Annotated in this window: 19 protein-coding genes; 14 read left to right on the top strand and 5 right to left on the bottom strand. The window is 64.9% G+C overall.

Annotated features, from left to right (window positions below; translation table 11 throughout):
* Positions 1–116 precede the first annotated feature (116 nt).
* On the top strand, positions 117–2396 hold the full coding sequence (locus tag BHQ40_RS18130) for a putative bifunctional diguanylate cyclase/phosphodiesterase (protein ID WP_070157196.1): 2280 nt from the start codon (positions 117–119) through the stop codon (positions 2394–2396).
* A 125-nt stretch (positions 2397–2521) separates the two neighbouring features.
* Here BHQ40_RS18130 and BHQ40_RS18125 read toward each other — a convergent pair whose 3' ends face one another.
* From BHQ40_RS18125 to aroQ, 5 genes are all read right to left on the bottom strand, one after another.
* Positions 2522–3271, bottom strand: coding sequence for a ParA family protein (locus BHQ40_RS18125; RefSeq protein WP_070157161.1), 750 nt, complete (start codon positions 3269–3271; stop codon positions 2522–2524).
* 316 nt (positions 3272–3587) lie between these two features.
* The gene (gene arsC / locus BHQ40_RS18120; RefSeq protein WP_070157160.1) at positions 3588–3932 is read right to left on the bottom strand and encodes an arsenate reductase (glutaredoxin); all 345 of its coding nucleotides are present in this window, start codon (positions 3930–3932) and stop codon (positions 3588–3590) included.
* 147 nt (positions 3933–4079) lie between these two features.
* A complete protein-coding gene (accC, locus tag BHQ40_RS18115) occupies positions 4080–5426 on the bottom strand; it encodes an acetyl-CoA carboxylase biotin carboxylase subunit (protein ID WP_070157158.1) in 1347 nt (448 codons plus the stop codon).
* 7 nt (positions 5427–5433) lie between these two features.
* Complete coding sequence (gene accB, locus BHQ40_RS18110) at positions 5434–5910, bottom strand: acetyl-CoA carboxylase biotin carboxyl carrier protein (protein WP_070157156.1); 477 nt, start codon at positions 5908–5910, stop codon at positions 5434–5436.
* Between the two features lie 83 nt (positions 5911–5993).
* The gene (gene aroQ, locus BHQ40_RS18105; protein ID WP_070157154.1) at positions 5994–6434 is read right to left on the bottom strand and encodes a type II 3-dehydroquinate dehydratase; all 441 of its coding nucleotides are present in this window, start codon (positions 6432–6434) and stop codon (positions 5994–5996) included.
* A 125-nt stretch (positions 6435–6559) separates the two neighbouring features.
* On the opposite strand from aroQ, the gene thiS reads away from it, so the two are divergent.
* The 13 genes from thiS to BHQ40_RS18040 all read left to right on the top strand — a co-directional run.
* Complete coding sequence (thiS, locus tag BHQ40_RS18100) at positions 6560–7588, top strand: sulfur carrier protein ThiS (RefSeq protein ID WP_083277024.1); 1029 nt, start codon at positions 6560–6562, stop codon at positions 7586–7588.
* A 108-nt stretch (positions 7589–7696) separates the two neighbouring features.
* Positions 7697–8149: a winged helix DNA-binding protein gene (locus BHQ40_RS18095; RefSeq protein ID WP_070157153.1), complete on the top strand. Its 453-nt coding sequence runs from the start codon at positions 7697–7699 to the stop codon at positions 8147–8149.
* Between the two features lie 104 nt (positions 8150–8253).
* On the top strand, positions 8254–8436 hold the full coding sequence (locus tag BHQ40_RS18090; protein ID WP_070157152.1) for a CsbD family protein: 183 nt from the start codon (positions 8254–8256) through the stop codon (positions 8434–8436).
* 239 nt (positions 8437–8675) lie between these two features.
* Positions 8676–9566 carry an HAD family acid phosphatase gene (locus tag BHQ40_RS18085; RefSeq protein WP_083277026.1) on the top strand — a complete coding sequence of 297 codons (891 nt, stop codon included), beginning with the start codon at positions 8676–8678 and terminating at the stop codon, positions 9564–9566.
* A gap of 48 nt (positions 9567–9614) precedes the next feature.
* A complete protein-coding gene (locus BHQ40_RS18080; RefSeq protein WP_070157151.1) occupies positions 9615–10592 on the top strand; it encodes an NAD-dependent epimerase/dehydratase family protein in 978 nt (325 codons plus the stop codon).
* An 81-nt stretch (positions 10593–10673) separates the two neighbouring features.
* Entirely contained in the window at positions 10674–11360 is a 687-nt protein-coding gene (locus BHQ40_RS18075; RefSeq protein WP_070157150.1) for a glutathione S-transferase family protein, read from the top strand.
* Positions 11361–11425: 65 nt separating this feature from the next.
* The gene (gene leuC, locus BHQ40_RS18070) at positions 11426–12859 is read left to right on the top strand and encodes a 3-isopropylmalate dehydratase large subunit (RefSeq protein WP_070157149.1); all 1434 of its coding nucleotides are present in this window, start codon (positions 11426–11428) and stop codon (positions 12857–12859) included.
* Between the two features lie 132 nt (positions 12860–12991).
* Positions 12992–13585 carry a 3-isopropylmalate dehydratase small subunit gene (gene leuD, locus BHQ40_RS18065; protein WP_070157148.1) on the top strand — a complete coding sequence of 198 codons (594 nt, stop codon included), beginning with the start codon at positions 12992–12994 and terminating at the stop codon, positions 13583–13585.
* Positions 13586–13645: 60 nt separating this feature from the next.
* A complete protein-coding gene (locus BHQ40_RS18060) occupies positions 13646–13969 on the top strand; it encodes a DUF1476 domain-containing protein (protein ID WP_070157147.1) in 324 nt (107 codons plus the stop codon).
* Between the two features lie 3 nt (positions 13970–13972).
* Entirely contained in the window at positions 13973–14206 is a 234-nt protein-coding gene (locus BHQ40_RS18055) for a BolA family protein (RefSeq protein WP_070157146.1), read from the top strand.
* A gap of 44 nt (positions 14207–14250) precedes the next feature.
* On the top strand, positions 14251–14583 hold the full coding sequence (gene grxD / locus BHQ40_RS18050) for a Grx4 family monothiol glutaredoxin (RefSeq protein WP_070157145.1): 333 nt from the start codon (positions 14251–14253) through the stop codon (positions 14581–14583).
* 454 nt (positions 14584–15037) lie between these two features.
* On the top strand, positions 15038–15406 hold the full coding sequence (locus BHQ40_RS18045; protein WP_070157144.1) for a BlaI/MecI/CopY family transcriptional regulator: 369 nt from the start codon (positions 15038–15040) through the stop codon (positions 15404–15406).
* Positions 15403–16533: M56 family metallopeptidase (locus BHQ40_RS18040; protein WP_070157143.1), on the top strand; the 1131-nt coding region annotated here is incomplete at its 3' end. The genes BHQ40_RS18045 and BHQ40_RS18040, both read left to right, overlap by 4 nt.

The following is a 16533-nucleotide window of genomic DNA, read 5'->3' as shown; positions in this document are numbered from 1 at the left end:
CGCTTACCGGTTGCTAACCTTGGGTCGTCTAGACCGCAGGCGTGACGTCGGAAATCAAGCACTCCCAATCCGGGCCCGCCCCCGAAAAGCTCCCGCTGCTCGTGCTTGCGGGGTTCATGAAGCCGCGCGCGGTCGATGCCGAGAAGCTGTACCGCGCTCAGCTCTGGTCCTCCGACCGGCTGATGATGCTGCGGGTGGTGCTGTATCTTTCCGCCCTGGTGTTCGTCTGGAGCATATTCTACGCCACCGCCGATATCCGCGCGCTGCTCGGCTGGACGGCGTTTGCGATGCTGTTCATCCTTCTGCCCGCGCGCCAGAGCCGCGAGCGAATCCGGCACGAATATGCCGGGGTGACTGGCCGGTCCGTCATCGTTCACGGCCTGACCGCCATGGGGCAGGGCCTGTCCTGGACCGCGGCGATGCTGATGCTGGGGCGGGATGCGGATGCGGCGCAGGTCGTTGCGATCTGGACATTGACAAGTTGCCTGATGGTGGGCGCGGCGGTCGCTTTCGCGGCCTTGCCCTTCGCCACGATCGGTTTCCTGCTGCCCACCGGGGTCGGCAGCATCCTGCTGTTCTGGGACATGAAGCAGTTGCCCGCGCTGGTCGCCTGCTACGCGCTGGTCCTGCTGATCGCGAGCCTCAAGCATGCGCGGGAGTTCGGCAAGCAACTGAGCACCAGCACCGAGCTGGAGGAAAAGAGCGCGGTCGTCAGCCTGCTGCTGCGCGAATATGAGGATACCGGGTCCGACTGGCTGTGGCAGACCGACGCCGCCCGGCGGATCAACGGCGTGTCGTCGCGCTTCGCCAGCATCATGGGCGTCGAGCCGGCCGAGCTGGAAGGCAAGCCGCTGGTGCAGATCCTTGCGGGCAGCGCATGGGAAAGCGGCAAGTTCGCCGCCGCCCTGCACGACCTGGCCGAGAAGCTGAAACGGCGCGAGAGCTTCAGCAACATCATCATTCCGGTCGAGATCGCCGGCGAAATCCGCTGGTGGGAATTGTCCGCCTCTCCGCGCGTGGACGAGAAGGGCGCCTATCTGGGGTTCCGCGGCGTCGGCTCCGACGTGACGGTGCAGCGCGAATCGGCCGACAAGATCGCGCAGCTCGCCCGTTTCGACGCGCTGACCGACCTGCCCAACCGTCTGCAACTGTCCGACGCGCTGCAAAGCGCGCTGGAGGGCGTTGAGCGGTGGAACAGCCGCTGCGCCTTCCTGATGATCGACCTCGACCGGTTCAAGGCGGTGAACGATACGCTGGGCCATCAGATCGGCGACCGGCTGTTGCAGCGGGTCGCGGAGCGGCTCCGCCAGGTCTGTTCCAGCAACGAGCTGTGCGGGCGCATCGGCGGCGACGAGTTCGCCATCGTCATCCGCGAAGTGGTGGACACCCATTATGTCGATCAGGTCGCGGAAGCGACGATCGAGCTGCTGTCGCGCCCCTATGAGGTCGATCAGCATACGCTCTATATCGGCGCGAGCATCGGGTCGGCCCTCGCCCCGCGCGACGGGCGCACGACCGAGACGCTGATCCGCAGCGCCGACCTTGCGCTGTATCGCGCCAAGGAGGAAGGCGGCGGCAAGCATTGCCATTATGAGCCGAGGCTGCACCTGCATGCCGAGGAGCGCCGCACGCTGGAGGTTGCGCTGCGCGAGGCGCTGGAGAAGCAGCAGCTCAGCGTCGTCTATCAGCCGGTGGTGAACGCCAAGTCCGGCGCGGTCGAAGGGTTCGAATCGCTGATCCGCTGGACCCACCCGGAAATGGGGCCGATCTCGCCAGCCAAGTTCATCCCGGTGGCCGAGGATGCGCGCCTGATCGCGCCGATCGGCGAATGGGTGCTGCGCACCGCCTGCCATGAAGCGATGCACTGGCCCGCCAATGTCCGTGTCGCCGTGAACGTCTCCGCCGAGCAACTAAGCCATCCCAGCTTCGTATCGACGGTGATGTCGGCCCTGGCCCAGTCCGGCCTGCCCGCGCACCGGCTGGAGCTGGAAGTTACCGAGAGCGTGTTCATGCGCGACGACACCAGCGCGACGCAGGTGCTGGAGCAGATATTGGCGCTGGGCATCAAGCTGTCGCTCGACGATTTCGGCACCGGCTATTCCTCGCTCGGCTATCTCAGCCGCACGCGGTTCAGCACGATCAAGGTGGACCGCAGCTTCGTGGTCGGCGCATCGCGGAACGTGCCCGAAAGCCTGGCCATCGTCCGCGCCGTGGTGGCGCTGGCGGAAAGCCTGGGCATGGCGACGACGGCCGAGGGCGTCGAGACCGAGAGCGAGGTCGAGATGGTCAACCGGCTGGGATGCACCAAGATCCAGGGCTATTATTTCGGCCGTCCGATGCCGGCGGAGGAAGCCCGGTCGCTGTTCGGCAGGGGCGGCATCAGCGCGGTGGCGTGAGATAGGCTACAGGGCAAACCATAACCCGTTCGCCCTGAGCTCGTCGAAGGGCTGCACTTCTCAAGATAAGGACAGGGCTTCGACAGGCTCAGCCCGAACGGGTTGAGGGTTGGCGGTTATTCAAACTACCCCTTGGCCAGCCGCCGCTCTATTCCGGTCCACAGATTGGCGAACTCCCGCGCGGCGGGGCTTGTCGGGGCGAACTCGCCCAGCGGTTTGTGCTTCACCGTCATCTGCTCGACGGCGCTGGCCATGGGCATGACCGGCCAGCTCGGCTGTTCCTCCAGCGCCGCGCGGTGCAGGCCGCGGCGGCGGTCGACCATTGAAAAGACCGGCAGGATCGGCGCATGCCGTCCGCCGCGCTGCACCAGATAGCGCGCAACCTCGCCCAGCGCGCGCTGAGAGAGCGGGGCGGGGATCACCGGCACGATCACAAGATCGGCGGCGCGCAGCACCTGTTCGCTGGTTTCGGTGAGGCCGGGCGGGCAATCGAGGATGATCCGGTCATATTCCTTGCCCAGCGTCTCGATAAGCTTCGCCAGGCGCTTCTTCTTGCCCAGGTCGAACAGCAGGCGGTCCAGGCCGCGCAGGGACGTGTCGGCGGCGATCAGGTCTATGCCGGGCACGGTGGACGGGCGGATCAGCGAGCGGACGTCGACATCCTTGCTGAAGATCGCCTGCGCCGCGTCGCGGCCGGACCGGTCGGCGGACAGCAGCCATGTGGCGGCCGCTTGCGGATCAAGATCCCACAGCAGCGTGCGGCGTTTCGAGATGACGGCCGACGCCCAGGACAGGTTGATCGCGAAGGTCGTCTTACCGACGCCCCCCTTCAGGCTGTAGACCGCGATCGTGGCCAAATCGACGTCCTTGCTCATGACGGCAAGGCTATGCCCGCGCGCCTTCTTTGGGAAGGCTAAACATGGGATTTGTTACGGATTGGAGACGGGGCGAAGCGACTCTGTGCACCGTCCGCATTGTTTCGTCACCCCGGGCCTGACCCGGGGTCCCGCTGAACTTCCGTTTTTTTAAGAAAGCGGGATCCCGGATCAAGTCCGGGATGACGAGGGTTGAGGGCGGTCGCGAATCCGTCAGAGGATTTCGAGCATCGTCTTGCGCAGAGGCAAGCCCCTCACCCTCCCGTCGCTACGCGACAGGCCCCTCCCTCTCCCGCAAGCGGGAGAGGGGTGATCGTCAGAGGATTTCGCGGATGGCTTCCGGCGGGCGGCCGATGCGGACGCCTTTTTCCGTGATGACCAGCGGGCGCTCGATCAGGATCGAGTGCTGCGCCATCGCGTCGAGGATGGCGTCGTCGCTGGCGTTGGCGAGGCCAAGCTCCTTCGCGATATCCTCGCCCTTGCGCAGGCCGTCGCGCGGGGCGATGCCGGCGCGGGCATAGGCGGCGGAGAGGTCCGCGCGGCTCGGCGGGGTCTTGAGATATTCGACGACCTCGACTTCGACGCCGGGTGCATCTTCAAGAATGGCCAATGCCTGACGCGATTTGGAGCAGCGGGGGTTGTGCCAGATTGTCGCTTTCATGCCGCCTCCGGTGTGTGTCCTACGTCCGTTCGTATCGAGCGAAGTCGAGATACGGAAGCGCGAGGCTTCTCGACTGCGCTCGAAGCGAACGGAGGTGGTGAAAGATCTCAGTTCGAGGTATCGCCGTCCCGATCCAGTTGGCCAGTTCTACTCCTCACGATCCAGCCATTCCTCCAGCCACTTGATCGTATAGTCGCCGTTCTGGAATTCCGGGTCGCGGAGCAGTTTCTGGTGGAGGGGGATCGTGGTTTTCATGCCCTCGATCACATATTCCTCCAGCGCGCGCTTCAGGCGCATGATGCAGCCTTCGCGGGTGCGGCCGTAGACGATCAGCTTGCCGATCATGCTGTCATAATAAGGCGGCACCCTGTAGCCCTGATAGAGACCGCTATCGACGCGGACGTGCATGCCGCCGGGGACATGGTAGCTGGTCACCGTGCCGGGCGAGGGCGCGAAGGTCTTGGGGTCCTCCGCATTGATGCGGCATTCGATGGCGTGGCCGGTGAAGCGCAAATCTTCCTGCTCGACGGACAGCGGACGGCCCTCCGCGACGCGGATCTGCTCACGGACCAGATCGACGCCGGTGATCATCTCGGTCACGGGATGCTCGACCTGGAGCCGGGTGTTCATCTCGATGAAGTAGAATTCGCCATCCTCATAGAGAAACTCGATGGTGCCCGCGCCGCGATAGCCCATATCGGCCATCGCCTTGCGCACGATCTCGCCCATGCTGTTGCGGACTTCGGACGAGATGACGGGGGAGGGGGCCTCCTCCAGCACTTTCTGGTGGCGGCGCTGGAGCGAGCAGTCTCGCTCGCCGAGGTGGATGGCGTTGCCCTTGCCGTCGCCGAACACCTGAAATTCGATGTGGCGGGGATTGCCGAGATATTTTTCGAGATAGACGGTGGCGTCGCCAAATGCGGCTTTCGCTTCGCTGCCCGCCTGGAGCATCAGGGTTTCGAGCTGGTCTTCGGACTCGCACACCTTCATGCCGCGCCCGCCGCCGCCCGAGGCCGCCTTGATGATAACGGGATAGCCGATCTTCTTCGCGATCGCCTTGGCTTCCCCAATGTCGCTGATCGCGCCATCGGAGCCGGGGACGAGCGGCAGGCCGAGCGCGCCGGCTGTCCGCTTCGCCTCCACCTTGTCGCCCATGATGCGGATATGCTCCGGCTTCGGGCCGACAAAGGCGATGCCGTGGGCCTCAACGATTTCCGCGAACTGCGCGTTTTCGGAGAGGAAGCCGTAGCCGGGGTGGATCGCGTCCGCGCCGGAGATTTCGGCGGCGGAAATGATGTTGGCGATGTTGAGATAGCTGTCCTTGGCGGCGGGCGGCCCGATGCAGATCGCTTCATCGGCCAGGCGGACATGCATGGCGTCGGCGTCCGCCGTGGAGTGGACCGCCACCGTCTTGATGCCCATTTCATGGCAGGCGCGATGGATGCGCAGCGCTATTTCGCCGCGATTGGCGATCAACAGCTTCTCGATGCTCATGGTCGGCTTACTCAATGACGACGAGCGGCTGGTCAAATTCGACCGGCTGCCCGTTTTCGACGAGAATGGCCTTGACCGTGCCGGCGGCGGGCGCGGAAATCTGGTTCATGACCTTCATCGCCTCGACGATCAGCAGCGTGTCGCCGGACTTCACCTGTGCGCCGACGCGGATGAAGGGCGGCGCATCGGGATCGGCGGCGAGGTATGCAGTGCCGACCATCGGGGATTTGACCGCATTGGCGGCGGCGGGGGCTGCGGACGGCGCGGCCTCTGCTGGGGCGGCGGCTGTGGCGACGGGCGCGACAACCGGGGCGGCGTAGACCGGCGCAGCAGCGGCGGCCGTCACCGTGCGCGCGACCCGGATCTTCCGGTCGCCATCCTCAACCTCAATCTCCGTGAGGTTGGTGGTGTCGAGCATTTCCGCCAGTTCGCGGATAAGGCCCACGTCCACCCGCATTTCGCTCTTGTCCTGCTTGTCGTTCATTTCTGACCCTTCGGAAGGCTTATTCTTCGCTTGTGGGGGATGCGCCTATTGCGGTTTTTCCCGAAGCGCAACCGTTGGCGAACCTAAAGCTCCAGCGCGGCTTCCAGCGCGAGCATGTAGGAAAGCGCCCCGAAACCGGCGATTGTTCCCTTCGCAGCCATACCGACATAGCTTTTGTGGCGGAAGGTTTCGCGGGTGTGCGGGTTGGACAGATGCACCTCTATCACCGGCACTTTCACGGCCTTTATGGCGTCATGCAGGGCGACGGAGGTGTGGGTGAAGGCCCCGGCGTTGAGCAGCACGGCATGGGCGCTTTCCTCATTCGCTTCATGCAGCCAGTCGACCAGATGTCCTTCATGATTGGACTGGCGGAAATCCAGTTCCACATGCGCGCGCTGGGCGGCGTCCTCCAGCCGGTCGGCAATGTCGTCCAGCGTGTCATAGCCGTAGATTTCCGGTTCCCGCGTGCCCAGCAGATTGAGGTTGGGACCGTTGAGGACGAATATCTTCCGCGTATCCGACATGGCCTTCTGTCCCCGTTTGCCTGTTGCGGGATCGCCGCATCCATCCCTATATGCCCGCCAGCGGCTTGCCTCTCTTAGCCGCTCCTATCGTTAAGTCGATACAGCTTTGGAAAAAGGAAAGCAGCTTGAGCGTCGACGGCACCGTTTCCATCCATGTCAATGGCGAGCATCGCAGGGTGCGGCAGGGCATGACGATCGCGGACCTGGCGAGCGAGCTGGGGCTGGTGCCCGAGAAGGTGGCGGTCGAGCGCAATCTGGAGATCGTGCCGCGCTCCACGCTGAGCCAGGTGCTGGTCGAGGATGGCGACGAGCTGGAGATTGTGCACTTTGTTGGCGGTGGCGACCATCCGGTCGCGGGGGGCGGCGATGTGAGCGCGCCGGTGGACGAGGATAGCTGGACCGTGGCGGGCCAGACGTTCCGCTCCCGCCTGATCGTCGGCACCGGCAAATATAAGAGCTTCGAGCAGAATGCGGCGGCGCTGGCGGCGTCGGGGGCTGAGATCGTCACTGTGGCGGTGCGGCGCGTCAATGTGTCGGATCCCAAGGCGCCGATGCTGACCGACTATATCGACCCGAAGAAAGTCACCTATCTGCCCAATACGGCCGGTTGCTTCACAGGCGAGGATGCCGTCCGCACGCTGCGGCTGGCGCGCGAGGCGGGCGGATGGGAGCTGGTCAAGCTGGAGGTGCTGGGCGAGGCGCGTACGCTGTACCCGGACATGCACGAGACGCTGCGGGCGACGGAGATACTGGCCAAGGAAGGCTTCAAGCCGATGGTCTATTGCGTCGACGATCCCATTGCGGCGAAGCGGCTGGAGAATGCGGGCGCGGTCGCCATCATGCCGCTGGGCGCGCCGATCGGGTCGGGCCTGGGCATCCAGAACAAGGTGACGATCCGCCTGATCGTGGAGGGCACCAAGCTGCCGGTGCTGGTCGATGCGGGCGTGGGCACCGCGTCCGACGCCGCCGTGGCGATGGAGCTTGGCTGCACCGGCGTCCTGATGAACACCGCCATTGCCGAGGCGGGCGACCCGATCATGATGGCGGACGCGATGAAAAGGGCGGTCGAATCGGGCCGCCTGGCCTATCGCGCCGGGCGCATGGGACGGCGCATGTATGCCGACCCCTCCAGCCCGCTGGCCGGGCTTATTTGATCCAACCCTTAATTCATTAGTCTAAAGCCGCGCCGGTCCGGCTGGATTAGCAGGATTTTGGAAACCATTATGCCCCCTCATCCGGATGGGTCTACCGGGAGGTCGCATATGAGTTTGGAAATGAGGGAATGGAGCCGCGGTTCGGATACGGCCGGGCGGGACGATAACTGGCCGTTCATCGGATCGGGCATCAAGACGTCCGCGGGCACGCGGATGCAGGGCGATTCCCGCCAGATTTTGGCCGAAAAGGTGCAGCGTTTCTGCGCCCTGCGGCAAGACGGTTTCGACGGCATCATCCATGACGCGCCGTTCAACCTGCTGATCGACATGTTCCTGAGCGAGTGCAAGGGGCGCCGGGTGTCGGTGGGCGACGCCTGCCTCGCCTCCCGCGCGCCGCAGACCACCGCGCTGCGCGCCATCCAGATGCTGGTCGACGACGGGACGATCGAACGGGTCGGCGACGCCAGCGACAATCGCCGCAAGCTGCTCCTCCTGACGGCGAAGGGGCGTGAGCAGATCGTGCGCTTTATCGACCGTTTTGCCGCGCTCGGCGGTTTCTAAACATTTTGTAACATTAAGGATCGGGAACGGTCCGGCCCGTGAGACATTGGTGTATATGAGCGAGCGCAGGACGCGCATCGCCATGTAAATCAAGGAGATTCATCATGGGCGAACTGATCGACAAGGCGAAGGGTTACGCCAATGAGGCGGCCGGCAACGCCAAGCAGGCCGCGGGTGAAGCGCGCAACGACCCGGACCAGAAGGCCGAAGGCAAGGGCCAGGAGCTGAAAGGCAAGGCCCAGAAACTGGCCGGCAGCATCAAGGGCGCGCTGGGCGACAAGGTTTAAACATTGCTGCAATCATATGAGCGCCCCGATATTGCCGGGGCGCTCCCTGTCCATTCGTCACCCCGGACTTGATCCGGGGTCCCGCTTTTCTTCAGGTGCGGCACAAGGCAGCGGGACCCCCGGGTCAAGCCCGGGGTGACGGTTGGCGGATTTGCACTTTCCGCCTCCTCCCTCCTGCAGAATTTGACCGCCGCCGGGTGCAAATCTATGTCCGCCTCTACGATCATCGGGAGGCGATCATGATGAAACCCCACCGGAAAGCGGGATGGATCGCGGGCCTGATGCCTGCAATGGCGCTGGCCGCCTGTACCTCTGCGACGCCGCCCGCCGCGATGCCCGCGCCATCGGCAAATCCGCCCGCGACCATGCAGTATCTTTACGGATCGGGGGAGGCCGGGGCGGTTTCGATCCAGGCGTTCCGGGCGCTGCTGAACTATGCGGGGGAGCAAGTGAAGGCGCGGCCGGCGGACAGCGTGGTGCTGGCGCAGGGCGCGAGCCTTGACGCGCCCGCCTTCGCCCCGTGCGGGCAGAAGCCGTTCGCAGCGATATTCGATGTCGATGAGACGCTGGTGCTCAATCTGGGCTTTGAATATTTCGACGCGCGCACTGGGCAGGGGTTCAACGACGCCATCTGGGACCAGTGGGAAAAGACCGGGGCGGGGCAGGTCAGCCCGGTCCCCGGTGCGGTCTATGCGGTGGATGCGCTGCGCGCCATGGGCGTGACGGTGATTTTCAACACCAACCGCGCCGCCGCCAATGCCGATGCGACGGCGCAGGCCATCGCCAACGCCGGACTGGGCAAGGCGGTGCATGGCGAGACGCTGTTCCTGAAAGGGGACGATGCGACGGGATCGAAGAAGGACGGCCGCCGCTGGACGATCGCCGGGAAATATTGCGTGATCGCGCTAGGCGGCGACCAGCTTGGCGATTTTTCCGACCTGTTCAACCAGATCGCGTCCGTGCCGGACCGCAGGCAGGCGGCGATCCGGGGCGTGGCGGCGAAGATGTGGGGCAATGGCTGGTTCGCGCTGCCAAACCCTGTCTATGGCAGCGGCCTGAAGGGCGGGTTCGACGATGTGTTTCCCGCCGGCAAGAGATGGGACCCGCCCGCCGCAACGGACGGCAAATGAGGCGCGGGGCCGTCAAGGCGAAGCGTGGTTGAGATCGGGAATACAGGCATGCGGATACTTCTGACCGGATCGTCGGGCTGGCTGGGCCGCTATCTGGCGCCGCGCCTGCGCGATGCGGGGCATGATGTCGTCGGGCTGGACGTCGCGCAGGGCGTCGATACGCATGTCGTGGGCAGCGTGGCAGACCGGGCGCTGATCGACCGGACCTTCGCCGATCATGGCATAGAAGCAGTGATCCACGCGGGCGCGCTGCACAAGCCGGACATTGTGCGCTATCCGGCGCAGGCGTTTGTGGAGGTGAACGTCACCGGCACGCTCAACCTGCTGGAAGCGGCGGTTGCGGCGGGGCATGACCGTTTCATCTTCACCTCCACCACGTCGCTGATGATCAGCAAGGCCATTCGCGCCGGGAAATCGGGCGGCGCGCGCAGCGCGGCCTGGCTGGACGAGACGAGCGGTCCGCTGGAACCGCGCAACATCTATGGCGTGACGAAGCTGGCGGCCGAGCATCTGTGCCGCCTTCATCATCTGGAGCATGGCATCAATGTCGCGATCCTGCGCACCGGACGTTTCTTCCCGGAGGATGACGATATGGCGCATGAGATCGCCCATGACGGCCCCAACACAAAGGCGAACGAGTTCCTCAACCGCCGCCTGACGGTGGAGGATGCGGCGGAAGCGCATCTTGCCGCGCTGGACCATGCGCCGGGCCTGGGATGCGAGACGTTCGTCCTGTCCGCGCCCACGCCCTTTTCGCGGGAGGATGCGGAGCAATTGGTCGCCGATGCGCCTGCGGTGATCGCCCGCCATTTCCCCGATGCGGCGGCCCTCTATGCGAAGGCCGGATGGTCGCTGCCCGCGCATATCGACCGGATTTATGATGCGGCGAAGGCGGAGCGGTTGATCGGGTTCCGCTGCCGCACGGACTTCCGGTCGATCCTCGACGCCTTGCGGGACGGCGCGCCGCCGCCGTTCGATCATGATCCCGGCTATGTCTCGCCCAAGGAACGCGCGGGCGCATCATAAGCGGCGCTTGTCAAACCGCGCGCATTTTCATTTGCCGCGCGCCCGGACGCGGCCCTAAGCGGCGCGGGAGGGAGACTGAGCATGGCCTATACGCTGATCACCGCGAACCGGAACTATTCGAGCTGGTCGCTGCGCCCCTGGGTGCTGATGAAGGCGCTGGGCATTCCCGTTGAGGATCGGATCGAACCCTTCACCAAGCCGGTCAATTATGAGGATTTCCGCAGCTTTTCCCCGACCGGGCAGGTGCCGCTGCTGATCGACGGCGAGCGCAGCATCTGGGATTCGCTGGGCATCGCCCTCTATCTCGCCGACCGTCATGACGGCGTGTGGCCGCAGGATGAGGCCGCCCGCGCCTGGGCGCAATGCGCGGTGGCGGAGATGCACAGCGGATTTTCCACCCTGCGCAACGACTGCACCATGAATGTCGGCGTGCGGGTGAAGCCCAAGGCGATGTCGGCGGCGCTGCAAAAGGATGTCGGGCGGCTGGCCGAATTGTGGGCGCAGGGGCTGGACAGTTTTGGCGGGCCATGGCTGGCCGGGCCGGATTTCAGCGCCGTGGATGCGTTTTTCGCGCCGGTGGCGTTCCGGGTGAGAACCTATGGCCTGGAGGTTGGCGCGGCCGGGCAGGCATGGGTCGATCGCATGCTCGCGCACCCCGCCATGCAGCAATGGGAGGCCGAAGCGCTGGCCGAGGATTGGCGCGAGGCAAGCCATGAGGCGGAGCTTGCGGCGTGCGGGGCGGTTCTGGCCGACTATCGCACAGCGTAATAAATTTGGCTTAAGGGTGGAATCACCCCCTTTTACCATCGGCGCGATGGGTTTAGGGGGCTGTCATGACAAAGCCGCGCACACTGTATGAAAAAATCTGGGACGCCCATGTCGTCGAGCGTAAGGACGATGGCACCTGCCTGATCTATATCGACCGCCATCTGGTCCATGAAGTGACCAGCCCGCAGGCGTTCGAGGGGCTTCGCATGGCCGGGCGCAAGGTGCGCAGGCCGGACCTGACGCTGGCCGTGCCCGATCATAACCTGCCGACGACGGCGCGCGTGGACGCGCAGGGCAAGCGCATCCCCATCGCCGATGCGGAGGGCGCGGAACAGCTTGCGGCGCTGGAGCGCAATGTCGCCGAGTTCGGCGTCCCCTATATCGGCCCGACCGACGAGAAGCAGGGGATCGTGCATGTCATCGGTCCTGAGCAGGGCTTCACCCTGCCGGGTACGACGATGGTGTGCGGCGACAGCCACACGGCGGCGCATGGCGCGCTGGGCGCGATCGCGTTCGGCATCGGCACCAGCGAGGTCGAGCATGTGCTGGCGACGCAGACGCTGTTGCTCAAACAGTCCAAGACGATGGAAGTCCGGGTCGAGGGGACGCTGGGTTTCGGCGTGACGCCCAAGGATGTCGTGCTGGAGATTATCGGCCGCACGGGCACGGCCGGCGGCACCGGCCATGTCATCGAATATCGCGGCTCCACCTTCCGCGACATGTCGATCGAGGGACGGCTGACCGTCGCCAACATGGCGATCGAGGGCGGCGCGCGGTCCGGCCTGTTCGCGCCGGACGAAAAGACCTTCGCTTACCTCAAGGGCCGCCCGATGGCGCCGAAGGGCGCGGAATGGGATGCGGCGGTCGCCTGGTGGAAATCGCTCGTCACTGACGAAGGCGCGGTTTTCGACAAGTCGCTGTTCATCGACGCCGCCGACATCGCGCCCAACGTCACCTGGGGCACCAGCCCGGAGGATGTGGTGTCGATCACCGGCAGCGTGCCCGATCCCGAAAGCTTCAGCGATGCGTCGAAGCGCGCCGCGGCGGAAAAGGCCCTGGAATATATGGGCCTGACCAAAGGGCAGCGGATGCAGGATGTGTCCGTCGAACATATCTTCATCGGCAGTTGCACCAACAGCCGGATCGAGGATCTGCGCGCCGCCGCCTCCGTGATCGAGGGACGCCATATCGCAGGCAGCATCAAGCAGGCGCTGGTCGTGCCGGGGTCTGGCCTGGTGAAACGCCAGGCGGAGGCCGAAGGGCTGGACCGCATCTTCACCGAAGCCGGTTTCGAATGGCGCGAACCGGGCTGTTCGGCATGCCTGGGCATGAACCCGGACAAGGTGCCGAGCGGCGAGCGCTGCGCATCCACGTCCAATCGCAATTTCATGGGGCGGCAGGGTCCGGGCGCGCGCACGCATCTGGTGTCGCCGGTGATGGCGGCGGCGGCGGCGGTGACGGGCCACCTGGCCGATGTTCGCGAATTAATGAGCCGATAATGGTGGGAGTGGTCGCATGAAGAAGGCATTCTGGCTGCTGGCGCTGGGCGCGCTGGCCAGCGCGGTGATGGCCGCCAGCCTGGGGCGCGCTGCAGATGCGCCGCAGGAGATGCGCGCTGTTCGGGGTAAGTAATGGATAAAGTCAGTATTGTTGAAGGCGGCGCCTATCCGCTGGGCGTCAAGAATGTCGACACCGACATGATCATCGCGGCCAAGTGGCTCAAGACGATCAGCCGTGTGGGCCTGGGCAAAGGCGCTTTCGAAGCGATGCGCCAGGACCCGGCCAATGTGTTCGACGATCCCGCCCATGCCGGAAGCCCGATCCTGATCGCGGGCGACAATTTCGGGTGCGGGTCCAGCCGCGAGCACGCCGCCTGGGCGCTGAACGACATGGGCGTGAAGGCCGTGATCGCGCCGAGCTTTTCGGACATCTTCTCCGGCAATGCCTTCAAGAACGGCATACTGACCGTGGTGCTGCCGCAGGAGGCCATCGACCGCCTGATGGACGTGGCCAAGACCGACCCCATCCATATCGACCTGGATGCGCAGAGCGTGACGACGCCCTTCCAGGATCGCTTCTCCTTCGAGATTGATCCGTTTCGCAAGACCTGCCTGATGGGCGGGCTGGACGAGATCGGCCTGACGCTGGCCGAGGCGGACAGGATCGGCGCCTATGAGGCGAAGGTGAAGGCGGACAGGCCGTGGGTTTCCGCCGCCGTTGCCTAACGCGGCCGCGCGCCTTATGGCAGTCGGGAACGACACGCACAGAAAACAGGGCCATATTCAATGACCACTTTTGACGACCGCGAACGGGCTTTCGAGAATCAGTTCGCGCATGATCAGGAAATCCAGTTCCGCATCACCGCCCGCCGCAACCGCCTGCTGGGCGAATGGGCGGCCGTGAAGATGGGCCTGACCGCCGAGGAAACCGACGCCTACGCCAAGGCCGTCGTCCAGGCGGATTTTGAGGAAGCGGGCGACGAGGATGTGATCCGCAAGCTGGTCGGCGACCTGACCTCCGCCGGGGTCGATGTGGACGAGCCGACCGTGCGCGCCGCGCTGGAGGAGCAGACGGCGATCGCCCGCCGCCAGTTCATGGAGCCGAAATAAGCCATGCCCATGGCGGCCGACGATATTGCGGGCATGATCCGCGCGGCCATTCCCGACGCGGAGGTCGAGATTACCGATCTGGCCGGGGATGGCGACCATTATGCCGCGCGCGTCGTGTCCGAAAGCTTTCGCGGTGTGAGCCGGGTGAAGCAGCATCAGGCCGTCTATGCGGCGCTGGGCGGGCGCATGGGCGGCGTGCTGCATGCCTTGCAACTGACAACCGCCGTTCCCAACTAACCGGCAACGAAACGCAATCATCGTGACAGAATGGACCCAAGCCAATGACTGATGCCGTACATGCGCGTATCGCCGCCATCGTGGGAGCGTCCGACGTCGTGCTGTTCATGAAGGGCACGCCGCTTTTCCCGCAATGCGGTTTTTCGAGCCGCGCGGTCGCCATATTGGAGCATCTGGGCGTCGCCTATGACAGCGTGGACGTGCTTCAGGACCAGGCGGTGCGCCAGGGCATCAAGGAATTTTCCGACTGGCCGACCATCCCGCAGCTCTATGTGAAGGGCGAATTTGTCGGCGGCAGCGACATCATGATGGAAATGTATGAGGCTGGCGAACTGAGCCAGTTGATGGCCGACGAAGGCGTCGCCAAGGCGGAGTGAACTGTGCTGGACAGGGAAGGTGCCGTCTCTCCGAGTGGAGGGGCGGCCTTTTTTTATCTTTGTTCGCCTGTCTACCGTTCGCCCTGAGCTTGTCGAAGGGCTGCACTTCTTTTCAAGTGAAGGACAGGGCTTCGATAAGGCTCTCCTGAGCGCCTGCCTTGCAGGCAGTCGAAGGGCTCAGCCCGAACGGACGTCGTGCGTTGTTGAGGTCACCCGGGGCGGGGATGCGGCGCGGAGACCTGCGCCACATCCCCTTTATTCTACGGGTAGGAACAGCCCCAACCACGCATGGCGCGTGCCAGATGCCGCTGGCCCCGGAAAAGCGGGGTTGCAGTGGTTAACGCCCGCATGCCGGTCGCGCGATCTGTAAACTGCATCGACAATTTCTTGACCGATTACAATTGTAGTCGTATTCGATTACACATGTAGTCGATAACGAGTCGAGCGCACGCATATGCATGAGAAGATCAGCGAAGCCGAACATGCGGTCATGGAGGCGCTGTGGGAGCAGTCACCCCTGACCGCCGCCGATGTCGCGGAGCGGCTGGCGGCGGGGCGTGGATGGAGCATCCAGACCGTCAAGACATTGCTGTCGCGCCTGCTGGCCAAGGAGATCATCGCGGCGGAACAGGATGGGCGGCGGTTCCTCTACCGGCCGCTGGTCGGGCGCGACGTCTATGTCGCCGGGGAGTCTGGCAAGCTGCTCGACCGGCTGTTCGGGGGGCGGCTCAGCCCGCTGGTCGCGCAACTGGCGAAGCAGGACAGGCTGTCCGCCGACGACATTGCCGAGATTGAGGCGCTGCTGAAGGAGCTGAAGGCATGACGGGCTGGATGGTCGAGGCGCTGGCCGCCTCCGCGCTGCTGATGGCGCTGGTCATGATGCTGCGCAGGCCGGCGACGCATCTGTTCGGGGCGCAGGCGGCCTATCTGCTCTGGGCGCTGCCGGCGCTGCGCATGCTGTTGCCGCCCTTGCCAACGGGCGGCGTGGTGCCGACCGCGCTGCCACAGGGATTTCTGGCGCAGGGCTTGGGGCTGGGCTTGAGCCAGGGCTTGGGGCAGGGCGCGCTGGTCGTCTTTCACCAGCCAGCCGGAACGCCGGGCGGCGATGCCGGATTGCCGTGGGTCGAAATGGCGATCGCGCTCTGGATGGCCGGCGCCATAGTATTCGCCGGGTTCCAGATCGCCGGATATATCCGGTTCCGCCGGCGGCTGCTGTCCGATGGCGAGGTGATCGGCCGGGAAGGGCGGGTGACGATCATCGAAAGCGCCCATGCGTCCGGGCCGCTCGCCTTTGGCGTGTTCCGCAAATATGTCGCGCTGCCCATTGATTTTGCCGACCATTATGATGCGGAGGAGCGGGCGTTCGCCCTGGCGCATGAATGCGCGCATCACGACCGGGGCGACCTGGCGGCGAATATGGCGGCGCTGGCCCTGCTGGCGCTGCACTGGTGCAATCCGCTGGCGTGGATCGCCTATCGCGCATTCCGGGCGGATCAGGAACTGGCCTGCGACGCGCTGGTGCTGGCCCGGCATGCGGGCGCAAACCCGGCCGTCTATGGCCGCGCAATATTGAAGGCCGCGAGCGGACGTCATTTCGCCGCCGCCTGCCATCTAAGGACAGTGGACAATCTGAAAGGGAGATTGAAGATGCTGGCATCCCATAGCGTGTCGCTCCGCCGGATAAGCTGGGGCATGGCCGTCATGGCCGCGATCACCGTGACCGGGCTTGCGCTCACCGCTTCGGGCAGCGGCGCGGCGCGGCAGATGGCCGAGGTTTCGCAGACGGTGCGGGAGTCGCGGCTGGCGAAGATGGCGTCTTTCATGCCCCTGGCCGGCGGGGAAAAGGCGACGGGGAATGCGACGGTATCCGCGCCTGCGAATGCGGCTGCGGGTGGGGCTATGCGCGATGACGCCGTGGCTGCTGTGGAAGCCGCGCCCGCAGCGCCCGCC

Origin of the sequence: Sphingobium phenoxybenzoativorans, from assembly GCF_001757355.1 — a bacterium.
Lineage (GTDB): Bacteria > Pseudomonadota > Alphaproteobacteria > Sphingomonadales > Sphingomonadaceae > Sphingobium > Sphingobium phenoxybenzoativorans.
The sequence above is the reverse complement of the archived record's forward strand: the minus strand, read 5'-3'. Positions and strand labels throughout refer to the sequence as shown.